This is a genomic window from Curtobacterium sp. VKM Ac-2865 (genome assembly GCF_015350905.1).
Taxonomy (GTDB): Bacteria; Actinomycetota; Actinomycetes; order Actinomycetales; family Microbacteriaceae; genus Curtobacterium.
Genome location: NZ_JADKRZ010000003.1, coordinates 330626 through 357477, shown reverse-complemented (window position 1 = coordinate 357477; position 26852 = coordinate 330626). Strand labels below are relative to the sequence as shown.

The following is a 26852-nucleotide window of genomic DNA, read 5'->3' as shown; positions in this document are numbered from 1 at the left end:
CCGTGCGTGATCGCTCAGCCGGTGCGAGCTTGTGCACCCCGTGCGCCACGGCGGCCTCGCACCGAGTGCGGGACCGCGCACCACGCGGACCAGGCGGCACCGTGTGCGACGCCCGACAGCCCGGCCGCCCGCCTGTCAGACCGTCAGGTCCCCCGAGAACACCAGCTCGGCAGGACCGGCCAGCGACACGTGCTCGCCGTCCTCCGCCGCGAACATCCGCACGGTCAGCACCCCACCGGGGACCCGCACGCGCCAGGTGTCCGGTGCCGACGACCCCGCCCAGTGCCGCGTCGCCAGGGCAGCCGCCACGGCACCCGTGCCGCACGACAGCGTCTCGCCGCTGCCCCGCTCGTGCACCCGCATCGTGATCTGTCCGATGCCGTCCTGCACCAGGGGCTCGCCCGGCAGCACGAACTCGACGTTCGCCCCGGCGGCCGGCGCGGGGTCGAGCACGGGGATGAAGGTCAGGTCGAGGTCGGCGAGCTCGTCCTCGGTCGCCACGGCCACGACCACGTGGGGGTTGCCCACGTCGATGCCGAGACCGGGCCGGGCACGGTCGAGGTTCTTCGCGCGCACGAGCACGTCGTCCGCACCGCCGCCCTCGATCCCCAGGCCCCATCGCCCGAGGTCCGCCGCGAACCCGTTCGCTTGCCGCTGGACGTCGACGACGCCCTTGCGGCTGCCGACCGACAGCGTCTCACCGGGCTGCAGGTCGACGAGCCCGGACTCGGTCAGGTACCGCGCGAACACCCGGATGCCGTTGCCGCACATCTCCGCGACCGTGCCGTCGGCGTTGTGGTAGTCCATGAACCAGGTGGCCTCGGGGGCCTGCGCGAGGACCGCCCGGCCCTCCGCGATCGCATCGGAGCGCACCGCACGGATGACACCGTCCGCGCCGACGCCGAAGCGCCGGTCGGCGATCGCGCGGATCCGGTCCGGCGTCAGGTCGACGGTGGCGTCGGGGTCGGCGAACAGGACGAAGTCGTTGCCGGTCCCCTGGCCCTTGGTGAAGTGCAGCTCGGTCACGGCACGATCCTACGGGCCACCGCCGTCAGGCCGTCCCGGTCCGCCCCCGTCACGTCGAGCTCCTCGGCCTCGGCGTACCGACGGAACCACGACACCTGCCGTCGCGCGTACTTCCTGGTCGCGATGCCGGTGGCCTCCACCGCGTCCTCGACGGTCGCGTCACCGCGGAGCACGTCGAGCGCCTGCGCGTAGCCGATCGCCGCCCGTGCGGTCCGGCCCTGTTCCAGTCCGCGGTCGCGCAGGGCGGCGACCTCGTCGACCAGGCCGCCCTGGAACATGCGGGCGGCGCGCGCGTGGAGGGCGGCGACGAGCTGCTCGCGGTCACGCCGCAGGTGCAGCACCCGGGCCGGTCGCCAGGCGCGGGGCGCGGACGGGAGGCTCGTGGTGACGCGGTCCGACCGGCTCGCGATCTCGACGGCGCGGATCAGCCGCCGCGGGTTGCGGGCGTCTATGGTCGCGGCCGCCGCGGGGTCGAGGTCCCGCAGCCGGGCGAGCAGCGGGGCCGGCCCGTGGTCCTCGTGTTCCTGCTCGAGCGCACGGCGGAGCTCCGGGTCGGTGCCCGGGAAGTCGAGGTCGTGCAGCACCGAGGACACGTACAGGCCGCTGCCGCCGACGAGCACGGCGACGCCACCGTCGTCCAGCACGCGGGCGATCGTCGTCCGGGCGTCGCGCTGGTAGGCGGCGACGCTGGCCTCGTCCGTGACGTCGAGCACGTCGAGCTGGTGGTGCGGGATGCCGTGCCGCTCGGAGACGGGCACCTTCGCGGTGCCGATGTCCATCCCCCGGTAGAACTGCATCGCGTCGGCGTTGACGATCTCGGCCGGACGGCCCTGGTCGCGGTGCCGGTCGGCGATCGCGATCGCGAGGTCGGACTTGCCCGTCCCGGTGGCCCCGACGACCGCGATCAGCCGCCCTGTTGTCTCAGCGTCCGACACGGAGCGACGGCAGGCCCAGCGAGACGGGCTTCGGTCCGCTGCCGGGTGCCACGGGCGTGGGGACGCCGCAGGACTCGGCCGCGGCGCGGTCCCAGGCCTCGCCGGCACGGGTACGGCGGATGCGCAAGGGTGCGTCACCGTCGGCGATGAGGAAGTGCGGCGCCGACCGGGTGACCTCCACCGTGACGACGTCGCCCGGTCGGGGGATGTCCGAACCCGCCGGGACGGCGAAGTGCACCAGACGGGAGTCCTCGGCGCGGCCGGAGAGCCGTCGGGTGGCCTCGTCCTTCTTGCCCTCCCCCGTCGCGACGAGGACCTCGACCGTGCGACCGACCTGCTTCGCGTTCTCCTCGGCGGTGATCCGCTCCTGCAGCGCCACGAGCCGCTCGTAGCGCGCCTGGACGATCTCCTTCGGGAGCTGGTCGTCCATCGTCGCCGCGGGCGTGCCGGGGCGGATGGAGTACTGGAACGTGAAGGCCGTCGCGAAGCGCGCCGCCTCGACCACGCGGAGCGTGTCCTCGAAGTCCGCCTCGGTCTCGCCGGGGAAGCCGACGATGATGTCGGTCGAGATGGCCGCGTGCGGCATCGCCGCGCGCACCCGGTCGAGGATCCCCAGGAACCGCTCGCCGCGGTAGCTGCGCCGCATGGCCTTGAGGACCCGGTCGGACCCCGACTGCAGCGGCATGTGGAGCTGCGGCATCACGTTCGGCGTCTCGGCCATCGCGTCGATGACGTCGTCGGTGAACGCCGCAGGGTGCGGGCTCGTGAAGCGCACGCGTTCGAGGCCCTCGATCTGCCCCGTGGCACGGAGGAGCTTGCCGAACGCCTGGCGGTCCCCGAACTCGACCCCGTAGGAGTTCACGTTCTGCCCGAGCAGCGTGACCTCGATCGCGCCGTCGTCGACGAGGGCCTGGACCTCCGCGAGGACGTCCCCGGGGCGACGGTCCTTCTCCTTGCCGCGGAGCGACGGCACGATGCAGAACGTGCAGGTGTTGTTGCAGCCGACGGAGATCGACACCCAGCCGCTGTGCGTCGACTCGCGCTTGGTCGGCAGCGTCGACGGGAAGACGTCGAGCGACTCGAGGATCTCGAGCTGCGCCTCGCCGTTGTGCCGCGCCCGCTCGAGCATGGTCGGCAAGGAGCCCATGTTGTGCGTTCCGAAGACGACGTCCACCCACGGCGCCTTCTCGAGGATGACGGCCTTGTCCTTCTGCGCCAGGCACCCGCCGACCGCGATCTGCATGCCGGGGTGCTCGCGCTTGATGCCGGCGAGCAGCCCGAGGTTGCCGTAGAGCCGCTTGTCGGCGTTCTCACGCACCGCGCAGGTGTTGATCACGACGACGTCGGCCTGCTCGCCGTCGGCGGCCACGTACCCGGAGGCCTGCAGCGACCCGCTGAGCCGTTCCGAGTCGTGCACGTTCATCTGGCACCCGTAGGTGCGGACTTCGTAGGTGCGCGGGCGCGCTGCGACGGTGGCCATGGTCGTCACAGTGTAATTCGCAGGCACCCGACCATGGCCGCCGTCCGTCGCTACTCGAACCGGACGGTGCCCCGGGGCCCACCGGGCTTCGGACCGCCGCCGTCGAGCGCGCGTTCGACCGCGATCCGGACCACGCCGCCGTTGTAGCCCTTGCGCATGAGGAACCCGGAGAGTCGTCGCTCTGCCGTGGCGCGGTCGAGTCCGCGGAGCTGGCCGATCCGCTTCTGCGCGAGTTCGATCGCCCGGACGAACTCGTCGTCCTCGTCGTCCGTCGCGGCATCAAGCGCCGCGTCGATCGCCTCGGCGCCGATGCCCCGGCGCCGGAGTTCCGCGACGACGCCCTGCCGGCCGAGGCCCTTGCGGTCGTGCAACCGGTCCACCAGGTCGGTGGCCAGCGCCACGTCGTCGAGCAGCCCCACCCGGGTGAGCCGTTCGACCTCGTGCTCCACGACGTCGGGGTCGAGGTCGCTGCCCCGGAGCATCGTCCGGAGCTCGGACTCGCTCACGCCCTTGCGTCCGAGCGCACGCATGCTGAGCCGTTCGGCATCGGCGCGCTGCTCGTCGAGTGGACGGGGTGCGTCAGCGGGGTCGATCTCCTCGCCCCCGCTGATCGAGAAGACCGAGGCGGTCGTCGCGTCGGCACCGTCGTCGTCGTACCCGGACTGTTCGGCCCGGGCGGCACGACCGGAGCCGTCCCCGACGACCGGCGACACCCAGGTGGCCTGCCCGCGGGGTCCCCCGATCGGCACCGGGCTGTCCGCGTCGGCGTCCATCGTGTCGTCGACGTCGGCATCACCGTCGTCGAGCACGGGAGCACCGGCGGGGTCGATGCCGGAGATGTCGGCGACCGGAGCGATCCGGGACGACGATGACGCCGGGCGTGACGGCGACGCATGCGACGACTCGGACAGAGGAGACGACTCCGACGGAGGTGCCGACTCCGACGACACCGGAGCCGTGTCGTCCTGGGTGCCGGACGCCCCCGCGCGACGACGGGACCTCGCACCGAACAGGTCAGTGACCGGTGCGAGGTCTGCGTCGTCGTCGTTGCGGCTGGTCACGCGCCCTTGCGTGCGAGCTTGGGCTCGATGGACTCGACCGGGGCGGCGTCGGCGGCGGGCTTGGCCCCACCGATGCCGAGCTTGGCGAGGATCTTGCCCTCGATGTCAGCGGCGATCTCGGGGTTCTGGATCAGGAAGGACCGGGAGTTCTCCTTGCCCTGCCCGAGCTGGTCGCCGTCGTAGGTGTACCAGGCACCCGACTTCTTGACGATGTTGTGGTCGACACCGAAGTCGAGCAGCGAGCCCTCGCGGGAGATGCCCGTGCCGTACAGGATGTCGAACTCGGCCTGCTTGAAGGGCGGCGCCATCTTGTTCTTGACGACTTTGACGCGCGTGCGGTTGCCGACGGCGTCCGTGCCGCTCTTCAGGGTCTCGATGCGACGGATGTCGAGACGGACCGACGCGTAGAACTTGAGCGCCTTGCCGCCGGAGGTGGTCTCGGGGGAACCGAAGAACACACCGATCTTCTCGCGCAGCTGGTTGATGAAGATCATCGTCGTCTGCGTCTGGTTGAGCCCACCGGCGAGCTTGCGGAGCGCCTGCGACATCAGGCGGGCCTGCAGACCGACGTGCGAGTCACCCATCTCGCCCTCGATCTCAGCGCGGGGCACGAGCGCCGCGACGGAGTCGATGACGATCAGGTCGATGGAGCCCGAGCGGACGAGCATGTCGGCGATCTCGAGGGCCTGCTCGGCGGTGTCCGGCTGCGACACCAGGAGGGCGTCGATGTCGACACCGAGGGCCTTGGCGTACTCGGGGTCGAGCGCGTGCTCGGCGTCGATGAAGGCGGCGATGCCACCGTTGCGCTGGGCGTTCGCGATCGCGTGGATCGTGAGCGTCGTCTTGCCGGAGGACTCCGGGCCGTAGATCTCGATGATGCGGCCACGGGGCAGCCCACCGATCCCCAGCGCGACGTCGAGGGCGACGGAGCCGGTCGGGATGGTGGCGACGGGCGCGCGCTCGTCCGAGCCGAGGCGCATGACAGCACCCTTGCCGAACTGCCGGTCGATCTGCGCGAGTGCGGTCTCGAGGGACTTCTCGCGGTCTGCGGGTGATGGCATGGTGGTGGTCCTTCTGCTCGGTGTCTGCCGCCTGTAGGCTGTCCGATCCCCCGCGGCCGGTGGTGCAGGGCCAGGGGTTCTCGGACAAGGCTTCGGGTGTTCCCGATGACTCCGAACCTAGGGCGGGCCACCGACATCACTGCCGGTCACCACGCTGCCTGTGGAGGGAATCCATCGGGTACGCCGCTGTGGAGGAAGCTACCACCGGTCGAACACGCGTTCGAGCGACACGCCGAACGTGTGTTCGGCTCCGTCGCCGTCAGTCCGGCGGGTCGATCAGGCCCTTGCCGTGGCGACGGTCGAGCGGGACGTCCTGCGAGTCGCAGAGGGCGTCCCAGACCTTGCGGGTGTCGATCCCCGCGGCGATGGCGTCTGCGGCAGACCGACCGCCGAGTTCCTCGAGCACGACGTCCCGCGCGACGACGGCCCCGTAGGCCTCCCCGAACACCTGGTCGACGGCTCGCCAGAACTCACTCACGCGCATCCGTCCAGGGTAGACCGAGCCCCGGACGACGAACGCCCCCGCCGGCGGACCGGCGGGGGCGTTCGGGAGGGCAGTGCGACTCAGCGCACCGCGAGGTCGTTGTCGAACTCGGCGACGAGCTCGTCCGGGAGCGTGTCCGGGACGGCGGTCAGGCCCTCCACGACGGCGAGACGGTCTCCCACCTCGCGCATGATGGTCGAGATCGGGGTGTCCAGCGCGTCCGCGACGGATGCGAGGATCTCCGAACTGGCTTCCTTCTGTCCGCGCTCGACCTCACTGAGGTACCCGAGTGCGACGCTGGCCTTGGACGCGACCTGACGGAGGGTCCGGCCCTTCTGCAAGCGGAAGTCCCGCAGGACATCGCCGATTTCCTGACGAACGAGAACCATGAGAACTCCTCCTCTCTGTCGTCTCCGCGCCCGGCCGATCGGGATGACCGGTTCGGGTTCAGCAACTGCGCGTTGCCGGTTGCAGCATGCTAGCCACCTGGGCTGCCGTCCTGCTGGAGATTGCGTGAGATGTAACCCGGTGGTAACGCGGGTCATTCCCCGGTCTCGAGCCGGATGGACAGTCGTGTCAGGAGTTCGGAGACCGAGGCCGTCCGGATTGCCTCCCGGTCACCGTCGAGGTGCAGCGCGAAGGCCTCGGCGCCCGCCTCGGACGCGATCCCGACGAAGACCGTGCCGACGCGCTGGCCGTCCTGCGGGTCCGGTCCGGCCACGCCCGTGGTGCTGATCCCCCACGTGGCGGGGACGCCGTCGACCGCCAGGGCATGGCGCACCCCGCTGGCCATCTGCCGCGCGACCTCTGGGTCCACGGCCCCGTTGGCGGCCAGCAGCTCCGCGGAGACCCCGAGCACCGACGTCTTGACCGGGGTCGCGTAGGCCACGACACCACCGCGGACGACCGCGCTCGCGCCCGGCACCGCGACGAGTTCGGCGACGACGAGGCCGCCGGTGAGCGACTCCGCCACGGCGACCGTCTCACCGCGGACTGTCAGTTCCGCGACGAGCGACGGCGCGATCCGGACAGCGTCCGTCACGCGGCGGTCCGGTTGTGCTTCCAGGCCTGGTACAAGTAGTCCAGCCCGCTCAGCACCGTGGCGACGACCGCTGCCGTCATCAGGATGCCGTTCGTCCAGTGCGCGACGTCCCCGGCGAAGTCCCACCACGGGAACAGCGCCAGGCTGATCGCCACGGCCTGCAGGACGGTCTTGATCTTCCCGCCGCGGCTGGCCGGGATGACCCGGTCGGAGAGCACCGCGAACCGGAACACGGTGATCCCGATCTCGCGGACCATGATCAGCACGGTCACGTACCAGGGCAGCTCGCCGAGGATCGACAGGGCCACGAGCGCACCGCCGATGAGCACCTTGTCTGCGATCGGGTCGACGAGCTTGCCGAAGTCCGTGACGAGCCCCTGACGCCGGGCGATGATGCCGTCGGCGCTGTCGGTGACGATCGCCACGACGAAGACCACGGCCGCCCAGATGCGCACACCGGTGTCGTGGCCGCCGTCCGACAGGAGCAGGACGAAGAACAGCGGCGCCATCAGGATCCTGATGACGGTGATGATGTTCGCCACGTTGGCGGTGGACGCGGGGCCCGGGCCCTTGCGGATCAGTCGTCCGCGCCACGGGAACCGCTTGGTCGTGGTGCCGTCGGAGGTGGTCATCGTGTTCACTCCCTGCCCGTGAGGCCCCAGGCGTCCTCGTCGGGTTCGTCGTCCACCGCATCGTACCCGCGGGTCATGTCGCCGACCGGGTCGGCGCTGTACCGGTCTCCGCCGTCGTCACCAGGCGTCGGCGCCACGGGGGCCGCAGCGGCAGCCGCTGGCGGTTCCTCGCCGCGGAGCTTCGCCAGCACCGAGGGCAGCTGGTCGGCGGTGACGAGCACGTCGCGGGCCTTCGAGCCCTCCGACGGGCCGACGATGTCGCGCGACTCCATCAGGTCCATCAGGCGTCCGGCCTTCGCGAAGCCGACGCGGAGCTTGCGCTGCAGCATCGACGTCGAACCGAACTGCGTCGAGACGACCTGCTCGACGGCGGCGAGCAGCAGCTCGAGGTCGTCCCCGATGTCGGCGTCGACTTCCTTCCGCTCCACCACGGCGGCGACGTCCTGGCGGTACTCGGGCTGGGCCTGCCGGGTGACGTGCTGGACGACCTCGGCGACCTCGCTCTCCTGCACCCACGCACCCTGCACGCGGACGGCCTTCGACGACCCCATCGGCAGGAAGAGCCCGTCGCCCTGGCCGATGAGCTTGTCGGCACCCGGCTGGTCGAGGATGACGCGGGAGTCGGTGACGCTCGTCACGGCGAAGGCGATCCGGGACGGCACGTTGGCCTTGATCAGCCCGGTGATGACGTCGACCGAAGGACGCTGTGTGGCGAGCACCAGGTGGATGCCGGCAGCACGTGCGAGCTGGGTGATGCGGACGATCGACTCCTCGACGTCGCGCGGGGCGACGAGCATGAGGTCGGCGAGCTCGTCCACCACGACGAGCAGGTACGGGTACGGCTTGAGCTTCCGCTCGCTGCCCGCGGGCAGGATGATCTCGCCGTTCTCGATCGCCTTGTTGAAGTCGTCGACGTGGCGGAACCCGAACGAGGCCAGGTCGTCGTACCGCATGTCCATCTCCTTCACGACCCACTGCAGCGCTTCCGCCGCCTTCTTCGGGTTCGTGATGATGGGCGTGATGAGGTGCGGGACACCGGCGTAGATCGAGAGCTCGACGCGCTTGGGGTCGACGAGGACCATGCGGACCTCGGACGGCTTCGCGCGCATGAGCAGCGACGTGATCATCGAGTTGATGAACACCGACTTGCCGGAGCCCGTGGAGCCGGCGACCAGCAGGTGGGGCATCTTCGCGAGGTTCGCGACGACGAAGCCGCCCTCGACGTCCTTGCCGACACCGATCGTCATCGGGTGCTTCGACTTCGTCGCCGCGCTCGAGCGGAGGACGTCACCGAGGGAGACGATCTCGCGGTCCGAGTTCGGGATCTCGACGCCGATCGCGCTCTTGCCGGGGATCGGCGAGAGGATGCGGACCTCGTTCGACGCGACCGCGTACGACAGGTTCTTCGACAGCGCCGTGACGCGCTCCACCTTGACGCCCGGGCCGAGCTCGATCTCGTACCGGGTGACCGTCGGACCGCGGGAGAAGCCCGTGACCCTGGCGTCGACCTTGAACTCGGTGAGCACGCCCATGATCGAGGCGACGATGTCGTCGTTCGCCTGGCTGCGCGCGACCGACGGCGTGCCGGAGCTCAGCGTCGTCGCCGCCGGCAGTCGGTACGGGCGGGAGGGGTCGTCGTCCGACGCGGTCGCCGGCAGGACGGCTCCGGCTGGTTCGTCGTCGGGGAGCGCGGGCGACACGAGGGGCACGTCCTGCGCCGGACGGATCACGGCGGTGGCGTCGTCGGGCACCGGGGCACCGAAGTCGCGCAGGGCCTGCTCGGCTCGCTCGAGCTCGGCGGCGACGTCCTGCTCCGCGGAGTCGTTGAGGTTCACCGACACGGGTTCGGCCGGGGTCAGGTCGACGAGACCGGCAGCGGCGCCCACGGTGGGGACCGGTGCGGGCGTCGGGACCGGCGCCGGAGCGGCTGCCGGAGCAGCGGCAGTGGCCGGCGGGATGACGGGGGTGTCGTACGCCGGGTCCTCTTCACGACCCGTCTTGTTCCGCCGCCACCACGGGGTCTGGTTCTCGGCGCCCTCTGCCGCCTGCTCGTCGTCCTCGAAGCCGAGGTCCTCGAACAGCTGCAGCCCCTGGGAGTCCGTCTTCGTGGCACGCTTCCGGGTCGGCCTGGTCGGCTCGGCCGGGCTGTCGTCGAGGTCCTCGGCGGCGGGGGCCGGTGCGCCGAACAGGTAGGCGTAGAGCTCGTGCAGGCGACGCCCGACCTTGTTCGGCGGGGTCTTCGTGATGATGAAGAGCGACAGCAGGAGCAGCACGATGGCCACCGGGACCGCCACCCACGCAGTGGCGACGGCGACGAGCCAGCCGATCACGACCCAGCCGAGGACACCGCCCGCCGCGGCGAGGACCGGCATGCCGTCGGACGCGCTCGGCTGGCCGCCGAACACGTGGCAGAGCGAGGAGATCGAGACGAGCAGCAGCCCAAGGCCGATCCCGATGCGGGTGTTGTCGTGCACGGACGCCGGGTGCCGGAACAGCCAGCCGGCGAACACGACCATGATCACGGGCAGCGCGAAGGCCAGCCGCCCGAACAGCCCGCCGAACGTGTAGGCGTCGAGCGCGACGGACACCCCGTTGGTCGGGTTGAGCCACTCCACGACCGCGCCGACGATCGCCAGCACGAACAGGAAGAAGGGGAAGCCGTCGCGGCGCTGGTCCTTCTCGAGGGTCTCCTTGCCGAGCAGCCGGAACATCGCCCCGACGGCGTGCGCCATGCCCATCCAGACGGTCACCAGCGGGTTCGGCCCGTGGAACTCGACCGGCGGCGTGGCCTGCGGCAGCTTCTTCGTGGTGGCCTGGGTGCGCGACGAACCACGCGCCCCACTCCCGCGGGACGACGTGGACGCGCGTGAGCGCGTGGTCGACTTGGTGCCTCCGGCCATGCGCAGAACCCTAACCGGTCCCCACGACGAACCGAGGGAGGCGCGCACGGCTGTGGACGGCCAGGAGGCTCGGTGCCGGTCCGTCACGGACCTGCACCGAGCCTCTCCCCACCGGCACGGCCGCCCCGCCGCTGGCGCGTCGCGTCGGAACCGGCGGCGTGGGCCCAGCTGAACTGCGGCCCGGCTAGGCCTCGATGATCACCGGGACGATCATCGGACGACGGCGGTGCTTCGTGTTCACCCAGCGACCCACCGTGCGGCGGACGACCTGGCTGAACGCGTGCTGGTCGCGCGTGCCGTTGGCGGCGGCCTCGGAGAGGGCGCGGGCGATCTGCGGGCGCACGTCGTCGAAGACGGACTCGTCCTCGGCGAAGCCGCGCGAGGAGATCTCCGGCCCGATCACGCACTGGCCGGTGGCGAAGTCGATCGCGCAGACGATCGAGATGAAGCCCTCCTCGGCCAGGACGCGGCGGTCCTTGAGGTCGGCGTCGGTGATCTCGCCCACGGTGGAGCCGTCGACGTAGACGTAGCCGATGTCGAGCTGACCGACGACGCTGGCCAGGCCGTCCTTGAGGTCGACGACGATGCCGTCCTGCCCGAGGATGACGTTGCGCGGCGGCACGCCCGTCTGGATCGCCAGGTCGGCGTTCGCGTAGAGGTGGCGGTGCTCGCCGTGGACGGGCAGCACGTTGCGCGGACGCAGGATGTTGTAGCAGTAGAGGAGCTCACCGGCCGAGGCGTGCCCGGAGACGTGCACCTTGGCGTTGCCCTTGTGCACCACCTTGGCGCCGAGCTTGGTCAGCCCGTCGATGACGCGGTAGACGGCGTTCTCGTTGCCCGGGATCAGGGACGACGCCAGGATGATCGTGTCGCCCTCGCCGATCTCGATCTGGTGCTCGAGGTTCGCCATGCGGGCGAGCACGGCCATCGGCTCGCCCTGCGACCCCGTCGACATGTAGACGATCTGGTCGTCCGGGACGTTCTTGGCCTTCTTCGTGTCGATCAGCACGTTCTCCGGCACCCGGAGGTAGCCGAGCTCGGCGGCGATCGTCATGTTGCGGATCATCGAGCGGCCCATGAACGCGACCTTGCGGTTCGCGGCGGCGGCGGCGTCGAGGACCTGCTGGACGCGGTGCACGTGCGAGGAGAAGCTCGCGACGACGACCTTCTTGCGCGCCCGCATGATGATGTTCTCCAGCACCGGGCCGATGTCGCGCTCGGGGGCGGTGAACCCGGGGACGTCGGCGTTCGTCGAGTCCGGCAGGAACAGGTCGACGCCGGCCTCGCCGAGCCGCGCGAAGGCGCGGAGGTCGGTGATCCGGTCGTCGAGCGGGAGCTGGTCCATCTTGAAGTCGCCCGTGTGCAGCACACGCCCGGCGGGGGTCGTGATCGCGACGGCGAGGGCGTCCGGGATGGAGTGGTTCACCGCGACGAACTCGAGGTGGAACGGGCCCATCTGCTCGGTCTGGTCCTCGGCCACGACGAGCGTGTACGGCTTGATCCGGTGTTCCTTGAGCTTGGCCTCGACCAGTGCGAGGGTCAGCGTCGAGCCGATGAGCGGGATGTCCGCGCGCAGCTTCAGCAGGTACGGCACGGCGCCGATGTGGTCCTCGTGACCGTGCGTCAGCACGACGCCGAGGACGTCGTCGAGGCGGTCCCGGATCGGCGAGAAGTCCGGCAGGATCAGGTCGACGCCCGGCTGGTGCTCCTCGGGGAAGAGCACGCCGGCGTCGACGACGAGGAGCTTGCCCTCGTACTCGTAGACGGTCATGTTGCGACCGATCTCGCCGAGTCCCCCGACGGGGATCACACGGAGGGTGCCCGGCTCGAGGGGCTGGGGTTCGGAGACTTGCGTGGGCATTCGGTCCTGACTGCTTCGGCGGCGCGCACCCGCGCGCCGCGGTCGATCAACGGGTGGTGCCTGGCACCTTCGGAAGCGCACCGCCGGCGGCCGCGTTGCGGTCCGGGCGGAAGTTGGAGAAGTCGGCGCCGGGGATCCCGTGCACGGCTTCGAGCGAGGTCTCGATGGCGTACGCCTCGGAGTCCTCGGGGCCGACGAGCGGCAGACGGACGCGCGGGCTGCCGATGCGGCCGAGCCCGTGCAGGATGTACTTGGCCGCGACGGTGCCGGGCACGTGCGTCATCACGGCGCGCACGAGCGGCTCGAGGCGCTGGTGCTCACGCGTGGCGGTCGCCAGGTCGCCGGCGTTCACGGCGTCGACGATCGCACGGTACGGCGCGCTGGTGATGTTCGCGGTCACGCCGATGAGCCCGGTGGCGCCGATGGACAGGTGCGGGAGGACGTTGGTGTCGTCGCCGGAGAAGTACATCAGGTCGGTGTTGTTCAGCACACGGGAGACCTCGGCGAAGTCGCCCTTGGCGTCCTTCACGGCGAGGATGTTCGGGTGCTTCGACGCCCGGAGGATGGTGTCGTAGGTGATCGGGATGCCCGTGCGGCCGGGGATGTCGTACAGGATCACCGGCAGGTCGGTGGCGTCCGCGATCATCCGGAAGTGGGTCAGCACGCCCGCCTGGGTCGGCTTGTTGTAGTACGGCGTGACGATCATCACGCCGTCGGCGCCGGCCCGCTCGCTCTGCTTGTACAGGTGGATGGCGTGTGCGGTCTCGTTCGAGCCACCGCCCGTGATGATCTTCGCGCGACCGGCCGCGACGGACTTCCCGACCTCGACCAGGCGGAGCTTCTCCGGGTCGGTGAGCGTGGAGGTCTCGCCGGTGGTGCCGGTCACGACGATGCCGTCGGCGCCGGCGGTGATGCAGTCGTCGATGTGCCGCTCGACACCCGGCCAGTCGACTTCGCCGTCGGCGGTGAACGGGGTCACGAGGGCGACGAGGACCTGGCCGAAGGGATTCTCACGCGTGGACACGGGCACCAGCGTACCGGGGATGCTCGTCGAGACCGCCGTCCGGACAGACGGTGGACCTCAGGCTCGGCGGCACCACTCGAGGAACCGGAAGCGCAGGCCCGCGCGCGACTCCTGCCACGGGCCGCCGTCGACGAGGTCCCAGCCGTCCGCGAGCACAGGCACGACGGTGTCGCCGTCGACCTCGACGTCGATCACGGTCTCCGACACCCGGTCGGCGAAGGGCAGGGCTGCTGCGTACACCTGACCGCCGCCGATGACCCACACGGGCTCGTCGGTGTCGAGCGCCGTCGCGAGGTCGTGCACCACGACGGCACCCTCGGCCCGCCACGCGGCGTCGCGGGTGAGCACCACGTTCCGGCGGCCGGGCAGCGGACGGAAGCGCTCAGGCAGCGAATCCCACGTCCGGCGGCCCATCACGACGGTCGACGAACCGGTCACCTGGCGGAAGTGCGCGAGGTCCTCCGGCACGTGCCAGGGCATCCCGCCGTCGGCGCCGATGACGCCGCCCACGGACCGTGCCCACACCATGCCGATCCCCCGGACGGGCTCGGACCACGCCGCCATCAGACCGCGACCGCGCCGGAGATCGCCGGGTGGTGGTGGTAGCCGACGACGGAGAAGTCCTCGTACCGGTAGTCGTCGATCGAGTCCCGCGGGGCGAGCTCGAGCGTCGGGGGCGCGTACGCGGTCCGGGACAGCTGCTCGCGGACCTGCTCGACGTGGTTGTCGTAGATGTGGCAGTCGCCGCCGGTCCAGACGAAGTCCCCCACCTGGAGCCCGGTCTGCGCGGCGATCATGTGCGTGAGCAGGGCGTACGAGGCGATGTTGAACGGCACGCCGAGGAACATGTCCGCGCTCCGCTGGTACAGCTGGCACGAGAGCTTGCCGTCGTTGACGTAGAACTGGAAGAACGCGTGGCAGGGCGCCAGGGCCATGTCCGGGATGTCCGCGACGTTCCACGCGGACACGATGAGCCGGCGGGAGTCCGGGTTGGCCTTGATCTGCTCGATCACCTGGGCGATCTGGTCGACGTGCTCACCGGACGGCGTCGGCCACGAGCGCCACTGCACGCCGTAGACCGGGCCCAGGTCGCCGTCGGCGCCGGCCCACTCGTTCCAGATGCGGACGCCGTGCTCCTGCAGCCAGGTGGCGTTGCCGTCGCCGCGCAGGAACCAGAGGAGCTCGTACGCGATCGACTTGAAGTGCACGCGCTTGGTCGTGACGAGCGGGAAGCCCTCCGACAGGTCGTAGCGGAGCTGCGCGCCGAAGACGCTGCGCGTTCCCGTGCCGGTGCGGTCGCCCTTGGGGGACCCTTCTTCCAGCACGCGCCGCAGCAGGTCCTCGTACGGGGTCGAGACGGAGGCGTCGGGCAGGACGGTCGCGGTGTCGGTCACCAGATGATCGTAAGCGCGACCACCCACACCCGCGCGACCACCCACACGCGCGAGACGAAGGCCGGACGCGTGCCGAGCCTCCAGGCTGCTGAGTACCGTGGCTGCCATGGAGGCCCACATGGCGGAACAGCCGCTCTCGATCCTGGTGGCCGGCGCGTCCGGCTTCATCGGGACCCCTCTGGTCCGCGCCCTGCGCGAGGCCGGTCACCACGTGTCGACCCTGGTCCGGCGCGAACCACGCACCCCCACGGAGTTCCGGTGGGCGCCGGGCGAGCGGCCGCTCGATCCCGCCGTCCTCGACGGCGCGGACGTGGTGGTCAACCTCGCCGGCGCGAACATCGGCAAGCTCCCCTGGACGGACGCCTACAAGCGGGAGATCGAGCGCTCCCGCGTCGACGCCACGACGACGCTGGTCGAGGCCATGCGCCATGCGACGACGCCGCCGCGCCTGTTCCTGTCCGGGTCCGCGTCGGGTGTCTACGGCGACCGACCCACCGACGTGCTGCAGGACGACGACGCTCCCGGCAGCGGGTTCCTCGCGGACGTCTGCACCGCGTGGGAAGCCGCTGCGGCGGAGGCGCCCGAGGGCGTCCGGGTGGTCATGCTCCGCACCGGCATCGTCGTCGGCCAGGGCGGCGGTGCACTCGCGCCGCTCATCCCGCTGACCCGCTTCGGCCTGGGCAGCCGCCTCGGCACCGGCGGCCAGTTCTGGCCGTGGATCGCGCTCGAGGACGAGGTGGGCGCGATCGTGCACCTCGCGACGGCCGCGTCGGCGTCCGAGGTCCGCGGTCCGGTGAACCTCGCCGGACCGGAGCCCGCCGTCGCCGAGCGCATCACCAAGCGCGTCGCGGAGGACCTGCACCGACCGTACGTGTTCCGCCTGCCGGAGTTCGCGCTGCGGGCGGTGTTGCGGGACGCAGCCGACGAGATGCTCCTGTCGAGCCAGCGGATGGTGCCGACGAAGCTGCTGGAGTCGGGCTACGTGTTCCGGTTCACGCAGGCCGAGATCGCGGTCGACGCCGCGTTCTGAGGCGTGCGGGGCACGTGGACGGGCTCAGGCCCGCCCGGCGTGTGCGAGCGCGGTCCGCATCGCCGCCCGCGCACGCTTCCGGTCCCCCGCCGCGTCGTACACGACCCCCAGGCGGAACCACGCACGCCAGTCGTCCGGTGTCGCCTCGACCTCGGCCTTGTACCGCGGGAACAGCTCGTCCGCAGCGGCGCGGTCGGGGCGCCCGGACGGTCGGAGGGGCACGACGTCGGCGGGCGTGCCGTGCTCGCGTTCGAGCCGGGCGCCGAGCCGGGTGATCCGCAGGCCGAACCGGAACTCCAGGACGAGCAGGAGCGCCCCGATCACCGCGAACACGGCGAGGGCGACCCCGATCGCGATGCCGATCGGCAGACCGGTCGCGATGAACGCCACGGCCCGCTGCCCGACGAGCACGATGTAGAGCGCGAGCAGCAGGGCCATCAGGGCAGCGCCCCAGAACGGCGAACGGAGACGCATCAGCGGCGCCGTCCTAGCCGATGCCGAGCACGGAGCCGAGGCCGACGGTGAGTCCGCGCATCGCGCCGACCGCGGCCAGCGCAGCACGGATGCCCGGGGCGTAGGCGACGTCGTCGGTGGTGTCGTGGCGGATCGTCAGGGTCTCCCCCGGCCCGCTCAGCACGACGTCCTGCAGCGCCTTGACGCCCGGCAGCCGCAGCGAGTGGATCGGCACGCTGGCGACCTGCTGCCCGCGGGCACGCTGGTCGACGTGCGGGGCCTCGACGGGGCCGACCTCCCGCCGGGCCTCGGCGATGAGCTCGGCGGTGCGGACGGCCGTGCCCGACGGCGAGTCGACCTTGCCGGCGTGGTGGGTCTCGACGATCTCGATCGACGGGAACCACGGCGCGGCGATCGTGGCGAGGTGGGTGCCGAGCACCGACCCGATCGAGAAGTTCGGCACCACGAAGGCGCCCTGCTCCGGTCGGTCGGCCAGCGACGTCCGGAGCGAGGCCAGCCGCGCGGCGGACCAGCCCGAGGTGCCGACGAGCACGTTCGCCCCGCTCGCCAGGGCGTGCTCGACGATCGCGGGGCTGAGCGCCGGGACGGTGACGTCCACGACGACCGCGGCGCCGTTGAACACCGCCGGCCCGGCCTCGTGGGCGCCGTCCTTCGACGACAGCCGGGCGACGAGCTCGAACTCGGGGAGGTCGTCCACCACGGCGGCCACGAGGCCCCCCAGACGACCGGTGGCGCCGACGACGGCGACGGGAGTGACCATGCGCCCATCCTAGGATCGACGCATGTCCCTCGATCGCATCCCGGTCACCGTGCGCACCGTCCCGGCGGACCTGCCCGAGGTCGACGCCCTGCTCGACGCCTACCTCGACGAGCGCGAGGCCACCTTCCCGAGCGCGCAGGGCGCCTACTCGCGGAAGCGCACCCCGGCCGAGGAGTTCACCCCGCCGCGCGGCGTGTTCGTCGTGGCGTACGACGGCGACGCCCCCGTCGGGTGCGGCGGGCTCCGCCGGATCGCGGACGACGGCGCCGACGTGCGGTTCGAGGTCAAGCACGTGTTCGTGACACCGGCCGGCAGGGGCCGCGGGGTCGCGACGGCCGTCATGGACGCCCTCGAGCGCGCGGGCGCGGAGCTCGGCGCATCGGCGATCGTGCTCGACACGAACGACTCGCTCGTCGCCGCGGGGGCGATGTACCGGAGCCGCGGCTACGACCGGGTCGCGCCCTTCAACGACAACCCGAACGCGACCGCCTGGTACCGGCGGGGCGTCTGAACGTTAGAGCGGCTGCTCCACCGGCAGGCCGGTGCGGAGCTCGACCGGCAGGTGCGCCGTGTCGTTGAGCGTGACGAGCTCGGCGGGCTTCGCGGAGCGGATGCGGATCACGGTGAGCGCGGTGTGGGCGACGTTCGTGCCCATCCAGCGCCACTCGGGGGCCTGGAAGACCTCGCGGACGAACCAGCCGATCACCGCGTTGTGCGTGATGACGAGGTCGTGGCGGTCCTGCATCGCCGGGGTGAACCACTCGGCGACGGCGTCGCCCATCTGGGCCTGTCCGGCGATGATCTCCTCTTCGGTGATCCCGCCGTAGAACTTCTTGTACGCCGTCGGCATGTCCGGCGTCGGTCCGGACGGGATGCAGTCGAACAGCAGCGTCGACGGCTCCGGCTGGATCGCGGGCAGGCGCTGGGCCAGGAACGACGCGGTCTCGCTCGGGGCCTCGAGCGGCGAGTGGTACACGCCGTCGAAGGGCACGCCACCGAGGCGGTCGGCGATGAGCATCGACTGCCGTTTGCCGCGCTCGGACAGCTTGCCGTCGCGCAGCCCGTGCTCGGCGTCCTGGTGCTCGCCATGTCGGACGAGGTAGAGGTAGTGCGACATCTCCGTCATCGACCGCCGGTGCCCAGAGCGGACTCGAGCGCGGACTGCTCGACGTCGCCGACGACCGCGGTGACGGTCGGACGGGTGAGGAGGTCACGGGCCAGGTCGAGGACGTCGCCGGTCGTGACGCGGTCGACGCGCTCCAGGGCGGTGTCGAGGTCGGTGAACTCCCCGGTGCCGAGCTCGGCGCGTCCGAGGCGGGTCATCCGGGCGTCGGAGTCCTCGAGCGACAGGGTCAGGGCGCCCTCGATCTGGCCCGTCGCGCGACGGAGCTCGTCCTCGGTGATGCCGTCGTCGACCATGCGGCGGAACTCGGCGTCGATGATGTCGATCACCCCGGCGACGTTGTCGGGTGCGCACCCGGCGTAGACCCCGAAGGCACCGTTGTCGAGGTACGCGGGAGCGAAGGACGACACCGCGTAGGCGAGGCCACGGCGCTCCCGGACCTCCTGGAACAGCCGCGAGCTCATCCCACCGCCGAGGACGGCGTTGAGGACGCTGAGCACGGGGCGCCGCTCGTCGCGGAGGTCGAGGCCCTGCGACCCGCGGAGCATGCTGACCTGCTCGGTCGGTCGGTGCACGACCGAGAGCTTCTCGGCGACCGGGTCGGCCACGGGCTGCGCCGTCCGACGGTCGACGGGTCGCGCACGGCCTGCCGAGGAGAAGACCTCGTCGACCAGGGCGCAGAACCGCTCGTGGTCGACGGCGCCCGCCGCGGTGATGACGAGCCCGTTCGGGGCGTAGTGCTCGGCGTAGTGCGCCATCACCTCGTCGCGCTGGACGGCACGGATGCTCTCCGGGGTGCCACCGATCGGGCGACCGAGCGCGTGCCCCTCGAAGGCCGACGCGAAGAAGGCCTCGCCGGCGAGGTCGGCCGGGTCGTCGGCGGCCATCGCCAGTTCCTCGAGGATGACCCCGCGCTCGATGTCGAAGGCCGCGGGCTCGAGCACGGAGTTCGTCACCATGTCGCCGATGACCCGAACGGCCATCGGGACGTCGGCGTCACGGACCCGGGCGTAGTAGCAGGTGTACTCCTTGGCCGTGGCGGCGTTGTGCTCGCCCCCGACCGAGTCGAACGCGACGGCGATGTCGAGCGCGCTCCTGGTGGTCGTGCCCTTGAAGAGCAGGTGCTCGAGGAAGTGCGTCGAGCCGAACTGCCCGGCACGTTCGTCGCGGGAGCCGACGCCGACCCAGTACCCGATGCTCGCGGAGTGGGACGCCGGGACCGCCTCAGTCAGCACGCGCACGCCCGACGGGAGCACGGTTCGGCGGACGAAGGATCCCCCGGACGTCAGGAAGGACGTGTCCGGGGCCTCGAGGGGCAGCGGGACTGGGCGGTTCATCGCAGTCGAGCCTACTGATGTTGCGGCACCGTCCTGCCAGCTTGGCGCGCGGGTCGGGAGCACCCTGGAACGGGGTACAAGAAGTGAGGGCAGACCGACTCGTCTGTATGTCCTCCTTTGTGCTACAGTCGGTCATGCCGGATCGGAAGCCCCCCGCTAGATGCCGATCCGGTGGCTCGGGACATCAGTCCTCGGCGGCACCGAGTTCCCCCACTCAGCCGCGGAGCCGATGACCACCGAGGAGCCACGCTGTGACGGTCGATTCCCCCCAACCGACCGTCCAGCGACTCCTCGGGAAGAGCACCAGTGGCCTCGCGTCGCCGGACGGGTCGAGCGTCCCCCCGGCTCCCCGCTCCGGCGGCGCGAAGGTCCGCATCCTCGAGACCGCGAACCGGCTGTTCTATGAAGAGGGCATCCACAGCGTCGGCGTCGACCGCCTCATCTCCGAGGCGAGCGTCACGAAGGCGACGTTCTACAAGCACTACGGGTCCAAGGACAACCTGATCCTGGCCTACGTGCACACGCAGCACGAGCGTGTGCAGCAGGCCTTCGACGCCCTGGTCGCCGACGCGGGCAGCGCCTCCGACGCCGTCCGCACCTGGGTCACCGCCGTCGCGGACGAGGTCAACGCGCCGTCCTTCCGCGGCTGCGCGTTCCTCAACGCCGCCGCCGAGTACCACGACTCGCGCGACCAGGTCCGGGTCGTCGTGGCCTCGCACCGCGACTGGTACACCGAGCGACTCGCCGACCTGCTGCAGGACGCGGGCCACCCGCTGCCGGGCGACGGCGCGGACGAGCTGATGCTGGCCCGCGACGGCGCGATGTCCGGCGCGTACGCCGGTGACGCCATCGCCGCCACCGCCGCGCTCGGCCGGGTCGCCGAGCGCGTACTCGCCGTCTGACCTCCGACCGCTTTCCGCACCCCTCTGGTGGACACCCCCGTCCGGGGGTAGCTTCACCCCACGGTCGACCAACCCGCCGATCGTGCCCAGCCGACCCGTTTCCCTGCAGCGTCGGCCGGGTCCGTGCTGCCAGCACGTCAGGACACCGATGTTCGACAACCGATTCATCCGTCACGCCATCGACCGGAGCGCGGAGAACGCTCTCGATCGACGTCGCTTCTTTGCAGCCGCCGGCGTCGCCGGCGCCTCAGCCGGCATCGCCGCGCTGGGCTCCTCGGTGCTCACCACCGACCGAGCCTCCGCCTCCCCCGCCGAGGACGGTGCCGTCTCCGACGCCGCCATCCTCAACTTCGCCCTCAACCTGGAGTACCTCGAGGCGGAGTTCTACCTCCGCGCCGTGTTCGGCACCGGCCTGACCGCCAGCATGACCACCGGCATCGACCCCCAGGGGCCGGTCGTCGGCGGCCGCAAGGTGCCGTTCAAGACCCCCGCCATCCGCGGCATCGCGACCGAGATCGCCAACGACGAGCGGGCGCACGTCGCGTTCCTCCGGTCGGCACTCGGTGGCGCGGTCGTGTCCCGTCCGGCGATCGACTTCACGCACGCCTTCACCGCGGCGGCCCGCGCCGCCGGTCTCGTCGGTCCGACGGGGACGTTCGATCCCTTCGCCAGCGAGGAGGCCTTCCTGCTCGGGGCCTACGTCTTCGAGGACGTGGGGGTCACCGCCTACAAGGGCGCGGCTCCCCTCATCACCAACAAGACGTACCTCAGCGCCGCGGCGGGCATCCTGGCCGTCGAGGCCTACCACGCCGGCATCATCCGTTCGAAGCTCTTCGACAAGGGGCTGCAGGTGCCGGCGAACAAGATCTCCGACGCCCGCGACTCCCTCGACGGGCCGACCGACGACGACCAGGGCATCACGACGTCGACCGGCGCGGTGAACTTCGTCCCGACCGACACCAACTCCCTGGCGTACGGCCGCACCGCGGAGCGCGTGCTCAACATCGTGTTCCTCAACCCGAACCAGATCGACAAGGGCGGCTTCTTCCCCGAGGGCGTCAACGGCGCGATCGTGGCGAGCGGCAACCCCGGGAGCGCGACCGGCCCGGCCTGAGCGCACCGGTCGCGGTGAGCGCGACCACCTGATGGACGGGAGGCACGGTGCCAGCTGGCACCGTGCCTCCCGTTTCGTCTCCCGGTCACCACCAGGGCACGGGTGGTTGCCTGGGCGCATGGCCAACGACCCGCTCTGGCGCCTCCCCGAGGTGCCCACCTTCACCCTGACCAGCCCCGACTTCACCGACGGCGGTGCGCTGCCCACCTCGGCGCGCGGTTCCGACGTCGGCGGCGAGGACCGCTCACCCGCCCTCGCGTGGTCCGGTGCTCCCGAGGGCACGCAGAGCTACGTGCTCACCGTGTACGACCCCGACGCCCCCACCGGCTCGGGCTTCTGGCACTGGAGCCTCACCGACGTCCCGGCGTCCGCGACCGAGCTCCCCGCCGGTGCCGGCACGGACGACGCCCTGCTGCCGGCCGAGGCCCTCCGCCGCCGCAACGAGTACGGCACCGACACCTTCCTCGGCGCCGCGCCCCCGGCCGGGCACGGCGAGCACCGGTACTTCTTCACGCTGAGCGCCCTCGACGTCCCCGTGCTCGAGGTCCCCGCGGACGCCACCCCCGCGGTCGTCGGCTTCATGCTGCGCGAGCACCTCGTCGGTCGCGCGCAGCTCATGGGAACGCAGGAGACCCCCGCCTCCTGACCCACCCCGCACATGCGGAACGGCCGCCACTCCAGCTGGAGTGGCGGCCGTTCGTGCAGTCAGGCGAGGGGTGTTCAGCCCTCGGCCGGCGCCTCGGCGTGCGACGCGTGGTCGTCACGGCCGTCGGTGTCGACCTCGTCCGCCACGACCGGGGCGAGCGAGAGCTTGCCGCGGTCGTCGACCTTGGTGACCTCGACCAGGATCTTCTGGCCGACGCCCAGGACGTCCTCGACGTTCTCCACGCGCTTGCCACCGGCGAGCTTGCGCACCTCGGAGACGTGGAGCAGACCGTCGCGGCCCGGGAGCAGCGACACGAAGGCGCCGAACGTGGCGATCTTCACGACGGTGCCGAGGAACTGGTCCCCGATCTCCGGGTTGGTCGGGTTCGCGATCGCGTTGACCTGCGCACGCGCGGCCTCGGCGGACGGACCGTCGACGGCACCGATGTAGACCGTGCCGTCGTCCTCGATCGAGATGTCGGCACCGGTGGTGTCCTGGATCCCGTTGATCGTCTTGCCCTTCGGGCCGATCAGCTCGCCGATCTTGTCGACGGGGATCTGCACCGAGATGACGCGAGGAGCGGTGTCGGCCATCTCGTCGGGGCCGTCGATCGCCTCGTTCAGCACACCGAGGATGGCCGAGCGGGCCTCCTTGGCCTGCTTCAGCGCGGCGTCGAGCACCGACGACGGGATGCCGTCGAGCTTGGTGTCGAGCTGGATGGCGGTGACGAACTCGGACGTGCCGGCGACCTTGAAGTCCATGTCACCGAGGGCGTCCTCGGCTCCGAGGATGTCGGTCAGCGCCGCGTAGCGGGTCTGCCCGTCGACGGTGTCGGAGACCAGGCCCATGGCGATGCCGGCGACGGGGGCCTTGAGGGGCACACCGGCGTTGAGCAGCGACAGGGTCGAGGCGCAGACGGAGCCCATCGAGGTCGAGCCGTTCGAGCTGAGCGCCTCGGACACCTGACGGATGGCGTACGGGAACTCGTCACGCGACGGCAGCACCGGCACGAGGGCGCGCTCGGCGAGGAAGCCGTGCCCGATCTCGCGCCGCTTCGGCGAACCCACGCGGCCGGTCTCACCGGTCGAGTAGGGCGGGAAGTTGTAGTGGTGCAGGTAGCGCTTCTTCTTGACGGGCGACAGCGAGTCGATCTGCTGCTCCATCTTGAGCATGTTCAGCGTGGTGACGCCGAGGATCTGCGTCTCGCCGCGCTGGAACACCGCGGAACCGTGGACGCGCGGGATCACGGCGACCTCGGCGTCGAGCGGACGGATGTCGGCGAGGCCGCGGCCGTCCATGCGGATCTGCTCGGTCAGGATGCGACCGCGGACGACCTTCTTGGTGACCGACTTGTACGCGCCGCTGACCTGGCCGTTGGCGCTCTCGGGGAGCTCGCCGGCCGTGACCTTGGCTGCGATGGCCTCCTTGACACGGGCCTTGAGGGCGTCGTCCGCGTCCTGGCGCTCGGTCTTGGCGGCGATCTTGTAGACGTCGCCGAGCTCGGACAGGGCGATGGACTCGACCGCGTCGTAGACCTCGGGCGCGTACGGCGGGAAGACCGGGTAGTCCTGGATCTCCTTGGCCGACTGCGCAGCCATCTTGGCCTGGGCCTCGACGAGGACCTTGAGGAACGGCTTCGCGGCCTCGAGGCCCTGCGCGACGACGGCCTCGTCGGGCTTCGTGGCGCCGCCCTGGATGAGGTCCCAGCTGTGCTCGGTGGCCTCGGCCTCGACCATCATGATCGCGACGTCCTCGTTGCCCGCGTCGTCCTTGACGACACGGCCGGCGACGGTGAGGTCGAAGACGGCCTCGGCGAGCTGCGACGCCTTCGGGAACGCGACCCACTGGTCACCGATCAGCGCGAGGCGCACACCGGCGATCGGGCCGGAGAACGGCAGACCGGAGATCTGCGTCGACGCGGACGCGGCGTTGATGGCCAGCGCGTCGTAGAACTCGTCCGGAGCGATGCTCAGGACGGTGATGACGATCTGGACCTCGTTGCGCAGACCGTCGACGAACGACGGGCGCAGCGGCCGGTCGATCAGACGGCAGACCAGGATGGCCTCCGTCGAGGGACGGCCTTCGCGGCGGAAGAACGAGCCGGGGATCTTGCCGGCGGCGTACGAACGCTCCTCGACGTCGACCGTCAGCGGGAAGAAGTCGAAGCCCTCCCGCGGGTGCTTGCCGGCGCTGGTGGCCGACAGCAGCATGGTCTCTTCGTCCAGGTACGCGGCGACGGCACCCTGTGCCTGCTGCGCGAGACGGCCGGTCTCGAACCGGACCGTCCTGGTGCCGTAGCGACCGTTGTCGATGATCGCTTCAGCGAACTTGATCTCGGGACCCTCCAAGAGGATGCCTCCTTGCGTCTGTGGTGCAGCAGACCCGGCCTCGGGCACACGTGGGTGCACGTGCGCTCCACGACGCGGAACGCATGCCTGGCCAGCAGTAGAAGCAGTCGGGAACCCTCGGCCCGCATGCCACCACCGATGACCAGCTTCGTGCCGGTCTGCGTGCGATGTTGTGTGGCGTCTCGGGAAACGGTCCCCGGACGCCCTGACTTTAGCATCGGGCGCTGCATCGGCGGCGAGGCTGGCGGCGAACGGGCGTGTCCTCGGTACCCTTCCCCCATGCGTCGTAGTCCTGGAAGACGCGTACTCGTCGCGGCCGTCGTGGCCGTCGGTGCGCTCGTCGGCTCTCTCGTGACCGCGGTGCCGGCCGGCGCCACCGAGTACCCGAGCTGGCAGGACGTGCAACAGGCCAAGGGCAACGAGACCGCCAAGCGGGCCGAGGTCCAGCGGGTCAAGGCCGCACTCCGGTCAGCCCAGGCGGAGGCGGCCACGAAGTCGCAGGTCGCCCTCGACGCCTCCGCGGTCGCGAGCCGGGCCGAGGCGGACCTGCAGTCGGCCACCCAGACCGCCACGAGCCTCCAGGCCCAGGCCGATGCTGCCAGGGCGACCGCCGAGCGCGCGCGGACGCGTGCCGGACAGCTCGCGGCGAGCCTCTACCGCGACGGCTCGGGCGACCAGATGACCACCAGGATCGCGACGACGAAGGACCCGAGCCAGCTGCTCTACCAGCTCGGTGCGATCGACCAGCTCACGACCACGTGGTCCGGCGTGATGGACGACGCCTCCGTGGCAGCCGGGACGGCGTCCTCGCTCGGCGACCAGGCGCGGCGGGCCGAGTCCGAGCGGGCGTCCCTCGCCGCGGCGGCCGAGACGAAGGCGGCCGCGGCGAAGACCGCCGAGGACCGGGCCGACCGGGCCGTGGCGTCGACCCAGTCGCACAGCAAGCAGCTGTACGCGCAGCTCGCGTCGCTGCAGGACTCCACCGCCGAGACGGAACGACGCTACGAGGTCGGGCGCGCCGTCGCCGCGCAGGCGGCAGCGCAGGCAGCGGCCGCCCAGGCTGCTGCACAGGCGGCCGCGGCAGCGCAGGCGTCCGCCGGCACCCCGGCTGCCGCGGCCCCGGGCAACGCCTACCCGGACACCGGTGGCGTGACGGTCGACCCGGCCGCCGCGCAGGCCTACGCGCGCGGCGCCCTGCCGAGCTACGGCTGGGGTGACGACCAGTTCGGCTGCCTCGTCTCCCTGTGGACGCAGGAGTCCGGCTGGCGCGCGAACGCCCTCAACGCCTCGAGCGGTGCGTACGGCATCCCCCAGGCGCTGCCGGCGTCCAAGCTCGCCGCCGCCGGCGCGGACTGGCGCACGAACCAGGACACCCAGGTGAACTGGGGCCTGGCGTACATCAAGAGCAGCTACGGCACCCCGTGCGGGGCGTGGAACCACGAGATGAGCGTCAACCCGCACTGGTACTGACGCGTCGGCACCGCGGGTGGGTCAGTGGCCCAGGCCGCCGAGCAGGCTCGCGAAGTCGGTGACCTCCGGCAGGGCGGCCGCGTCCTGCGGGACCCGACGGGAGGCCCCGATCGCCCAGGCGAGGTCGGCACCGGCCCGGCGGATGCGACCGGCCAGGGCCGCCTGGTCGCCCTCGGTGCCCCAGTCGTCGGTCGCGGCGAAGACGCCGGTGGGCACGACGGCCGCGCGGAGGTAGGCGAACACGGGGCGCATGCCGTGCTCGATCGCAAGCGAGTGCCGGGACGTTCCTGCCGTCGCCGCGAGGAGGACCGGCATGTCGGTGAGGGCGTCCTTGTCCATGACGTCGAGGAACGACTTCGCCAGGCCGCTCATGCCGGCGGTGAAGACCGGCGAGACGAACACGAGCGCATCGGCCTCGACCACCGCGGCCGTGGCGGCAGCGAGTGCGGGCGCCTGGAAGCCGGTGAGCATCGCGTCGACGACCTCGTGCGCCAGCGGACGCAGCTCGACGTGCACGACGCGGGGCGTGCCTCCGTCCTGGGCCTCGACCGCGGCGACGGCGGACTCGACCAGGCGGTCGGCGAGCAGGCGGGTCGAGGACGGCTCGGAGAGCCCGGCGGAGACGACGGTGATGGTGGTCATGGGAACTCCCGATCTTTCAATGCGTTTGCATGAACACTCTACCGAACCGACGTGCCCACGCGCACATTCCCGCGGACTCGTCCGGAGGAACGAAGAACGCCCCGGT

Annotated in this window: 26 protein-coding genes; 6 read left to right on the top strand and 20 right to left on the bottom strand. The window is 71.3% G+C overall.

The features are described 5' to 3' along the window. Window positions 1–135: 135 nt before the first annotated feature. The 14 genes from dapF to ITJ54_RS10400 form a co-directional block, all read right to left on the bottom strand. Window positions 136–1026: a diaminopimelate epimerase gene (dapF, locus tag ITJ54_RS10465; RefSeq protein ID WP_194628003.1), complete on the bottom strand. Its 891-nt coding sequence runs from the start codon at window positions 1024–1026 to the stop codon at window positions 136–138. After that, on the bottom strand, window positions 1023–1961 hold the full coding sequence (gene miaA, locus ITJ54_RS10460) for a tRNA (adenosine(37)-N6)-dimethylallyltransferase MiaA (RefSeq protein ID WP_194628001.1): 939 nt from the start codon (window positions 1959–1961) through the stop codon (window positions 1023–1025). The genes dapF and miaA overlap by 4 nt, the downstream gene beginning before the upstream one ends. Continuing rightward, window positions 1948–3441: a tRNA (N6-isopentenyl adenosine(37)-C2)-methylthiotransferase MiaB gene (gene miaB, locus ITJ54_RS10455; RefSeq protein WP_194627999.1), complete on the bottom strand. Its 1494-nt coding sequence runs from the start codon at window positions 3439–3441 to the stop codon at window positions 1948–1950. The genes miaA and miaB overlap by 14 nt, the downstream gene beginning before the upstream one ends. Before the next feature lie 50 nt (window positions 3442–3491). Beyond that, entirely contained in the window at window positions 3492–4502 is a 1011-nt protein-coding gene (locus ITJ54_RS18320) for a regulatory protein RecX (protein ID WP_194627998.1), read from the bottom strand. Continuing rightward, on the bottom strand, window positions 4499–5563 hold the full coding sequence (gene recA, locus ITJ54_RS10445) for a recombinase RecA (RefSeq protein ID WP_071270830.1): 1065 nt from the start codon (window positions 5561–5563) through the stop codon (window positions 4499–4501). Before recA ends, ITJ54_RS18320 begins: the two co-directional genes overlap by 4 nt. A gap of 259 nt (window positions 5564–5822) precedes the next feature. Continuing rightward, on the bottom strand, window positions 5823–6047 hold the full coding sequence (locus ITJ54_RS10440; protein ID WP_194627997.1) for a DUF3046 domain-containing protein: 225 nt from the start codon (window positions 6045–6047) through the stop codon (window positions 5823–5825). Between the two features lie 80 nt (window positions 6048–6127). Continuing rightward, complete coding sequence (locus ITJ54_RS10435) at window positions 6128–6436, bottom strand: helix-turn-helix domain-containing protein (protein ID WP_071270824.1); 309 nt, start codon at window positions 6434–6436, stop codon at window positions 6128–6130. 152 nt (window positions 6437–6588) lie between these two features. Then, window positions 6589–7089, bottom strand: coding sequence for a nicotinamide-nucleotide amidohydrolase family protein (locus tag ITJ54_RS10430; RefSeq protein ID WP_323741680.1), 501 nt, complete (start codon window positions 7087–7089; stop codon window positions 6589–6591). Continuing rightward, window positions 7086–7721 (bottom strand): CDP-diacylglycerol--glycerol-3-phosphate 3-phosphatidyltransferase, encoded by a 636-nt coding sequence (gene pgsA, locus ITJ54_RS10425; RefSeq protein ID WP_194627996.1) that lies wholly within the window; start codon window positions 7719–7721, stop codon window positions 7086–7088. Before pgsA ends, ITJ54_RS10430 begins: the two co-directional genes overlap by 4 nt. Before the next feature lie 5 nt (window positions 7722–7726). Beyond that, on the bottom strand, window positions 7727–10621 hold the full coding sequence (locus ITJ54_RS10420) for an FtsK/SpoIIIE family DNA translocase (protein ID WP_194627995.1): 2895 nt from the start codon (window positions 10619–10621) through the stop codon (window positions 7727–7729). A gap of 184 nt (window positions 10622–10805) precedes the next feature. Continuing rightward, window positions 10806–12482 carry a ribonuclease J gene (locus ITJ54_RS10415; RefSeq protein WP_194627994.1) on the bottom strand — a complete coding sequence of 559 codons (1677 nt, stop codon included), beginning with the start codon at window positions 12480–12482 and terminating at the stop codon, window positions 10806–10808. A 46-nt stretch (window positions 12483–12528) separates the two neighbouring features. After that, window positions 12529–13506 (bottom strand): 4-hydroxy-tetrahydrodipicolinate synthase, encoded by a 978-nt coding sequence (gene dapA, locus ITJ54_RS10410; protein ID WP_194627993.1) that lies wholly within the window; start codon window positions 13504–13506, stop codon window positions 12529–12531. 57 nt (window positions 13507–13563) lie between these two features. Next, the gene (locus tag ITJ54_RS10405; protein WP_267237999.1) at window positions 13564–14034 is read right to left on the bottom strand and encodes a dihydrofolate reductase; all 471 of its coding nucleotides are present in this window, start codon (window positions 14032–14034) and stop codon (window positions 13564–13566) included. Window positions 14035–14069: 35 nt separating this feature from the next. After that, window positions 14070–14900, bottom strand: a complete 831-nt coding sequence (locus ITJ54_RS10400) for a thymidylate synthase (protein WP_323741679.1) — start codon at window positions 14898–14900, stop codon at window positions 14070–14072. Between the two features lie 106 nt (window positions 14901–15006). Between ITJ54_RS10400 and ITJ54_RS10395 the strand changes: the two genes are divergently transcribed. Next, complete coding sequence (locus ITJ54_RS10395) at window positions 15007–15930, top strand: TIGR01777 family oxidoreductase (RefSeq protein WP_228509083.1); 924 nt, start codon at window positions 15007–15009, stop codon at window positions 15928–15930. Between the two features lie 24 nt (window positions 15931–15954). On the opposite strand, the gene ITJ54_RS10390 is transcribed toward ITJ54_RS10395, so the two are convergent. Both ITJ54_RS10390 and ITJ54_RS10385 read right to left on the bottom strand, forming a co-directional pair. Further along, on the bottom strand, window positions 15955–16404 hold the full coding sequence (locus ITJ54_RS10390; protein WP_194627989.1) for a tetratricopeptide repeat protein: 450 nt from the start codon (window positions 16402–16404) through the stop codon (window positions 15955–15957). Between the two features lie 13 nt (window positions 16405–16417). Then, window positions 16418–17164 carry a 4-hydroxy-tetrahydrodipicolinate reductase gene (locus tag ITJ54_RS10385; protein ID WP_194627987.1) on the bottom strand — a complete coding sequence of 249 codons (747 nt, stop codon included), beginning with the start codon at window positions 17162–17164 and terminating at the stop codon, window positions 16418–16420. A 22-nt stretch (window positions 17165–17186) separates the two neighbouring features. Here ITJ54_RS10385 and ITJ54_RS10380 point away from each other — a divergent pair, with 22 nt between their 5' ends. Then, entirely contained in the window at window positions 17187–17675 is a 489-nt protein-coding gene (locus ITJ54_RS10380; RefSeq protein ID WP_194627985.1) for a GNAT family N-acetyltransferase, read from the top strand. Between the two features lie 3 nt (window positions 17676–17678). On the opposite strand, the gene ITJ54_RS10375 is transcribed toward ITJ54_RS10380, so the two are convergent. Next, the gene (locus tag ITJ54_RS10375; protein ID WP_194628142.1) at window positions 17679–18281 is read right to left on the bottom strand and encodes a histidine phosphatase family protein; all 603 of its coding nucleotides are present in this window, start codon (window positions 18279–18281) and stop codon (window positions 17679–17681) included. 5 nt (window positions 18282–18286) lie between these two features. After that, window positions 18287–19624: a M16 family metallopeptidase gene (locus tag ITJ54_RS10370; protein ID WP_194627983.1), complete on the bottom strand. Its 1338-nt coding sequence runs from the start codon at window positions 19622–19624 to the stop codon at window positions 18287–18289. A gap of 251 nt (window positions 19625–19875) precedes the next feature. Between ITJ54_RS10370 and ITJ54_RS10365 the strand changes: the two genes are divergently transcribed. From ITJ54_RS10365 to ITJ54_RS10355, 3 genes are all read left to right on the top strand, one after another. After that, window positions 19876–20526, top strand: a complete 651-nt coding sequence (locus tag ITJ54_RS10365; RefSeq protein WP_194627981.1) for a TetR/AcrR family transcriptional regulator — start codon at window positions 19876–19878, stop codon at window positions 20524–20526. Between the two features lie 148 nt (window positions 20527–20674). Beyond that, entirely contained in the window at window positions 20675–21640 is a 966-nt protein-coding gene (locus ITJ54_RS10360) for a ferritin-like domain-containing protein (protein WP_194627980.1), read from the top strand. A gap of 118 nt (window positions 21641–21758) precedes the next feature. Next, a complete protein-coding gene (locus ITJ54_RS10355; protein ID WP_194627978.1) occupies window positions 21759–22286 on the top strand; it encodes a YbhB/YbcL family Raf kinase inhibitor-like protein in 528 nt (175 codons plus the stop codon). A 74-nt stretch (window positions 22287–22360) separates the two neighbouring features. On the opposite strand, the gene ITJ54_RS10350 is transcribed toward ITJ54_RS10355, so the two are convergent. Next, window positions 22361–24634: a polyribonucleotide nucleotidyltransferase gene (locus ITJ54_RS10350; RefSeq protein WP_194627976.1), complete on the bottom strand. Its 2274-nt coding sequence runs from the start codon at window positions 24632–24634 to the stop codon at window positions 22361–22363. Between the two features lie 279 nt (window positions 24635–24913). Between ITJ54_RS10350 and ITJ54_RS10345 the strand changes: the two genes are divergently transcribed. After that, window positions 24914–26104: a hypothetical protein gene (locus tag ITJ54_RS10345; protein ID WP_194627974.1), complete on the top strand. Its 1191-nt coding sequence runs from the start codon at window positions 24914–24916 to the stop codon at window positions 26102–26104. Between the two features lie 21 nt (window positions 26105–26125). Here ITJ54_RS10345 and ITJ54_RS10340 read toward each other — a convergent pair whose 3' ends face one another. Further along, on the bottom strand, window positions 26126–26746 hold the full coding sequence (locus tag ITJ54_RS10340; RefSeq protein ID WP_194627973.1) for a CE1759 family FMN reductase: 621 nt from the start codon (window positions 26744–26746) through the stop codon (window positions 26126–26128). Between the last annotated feature and the right edge of the window lie 106 nt (window positions 26747–26852).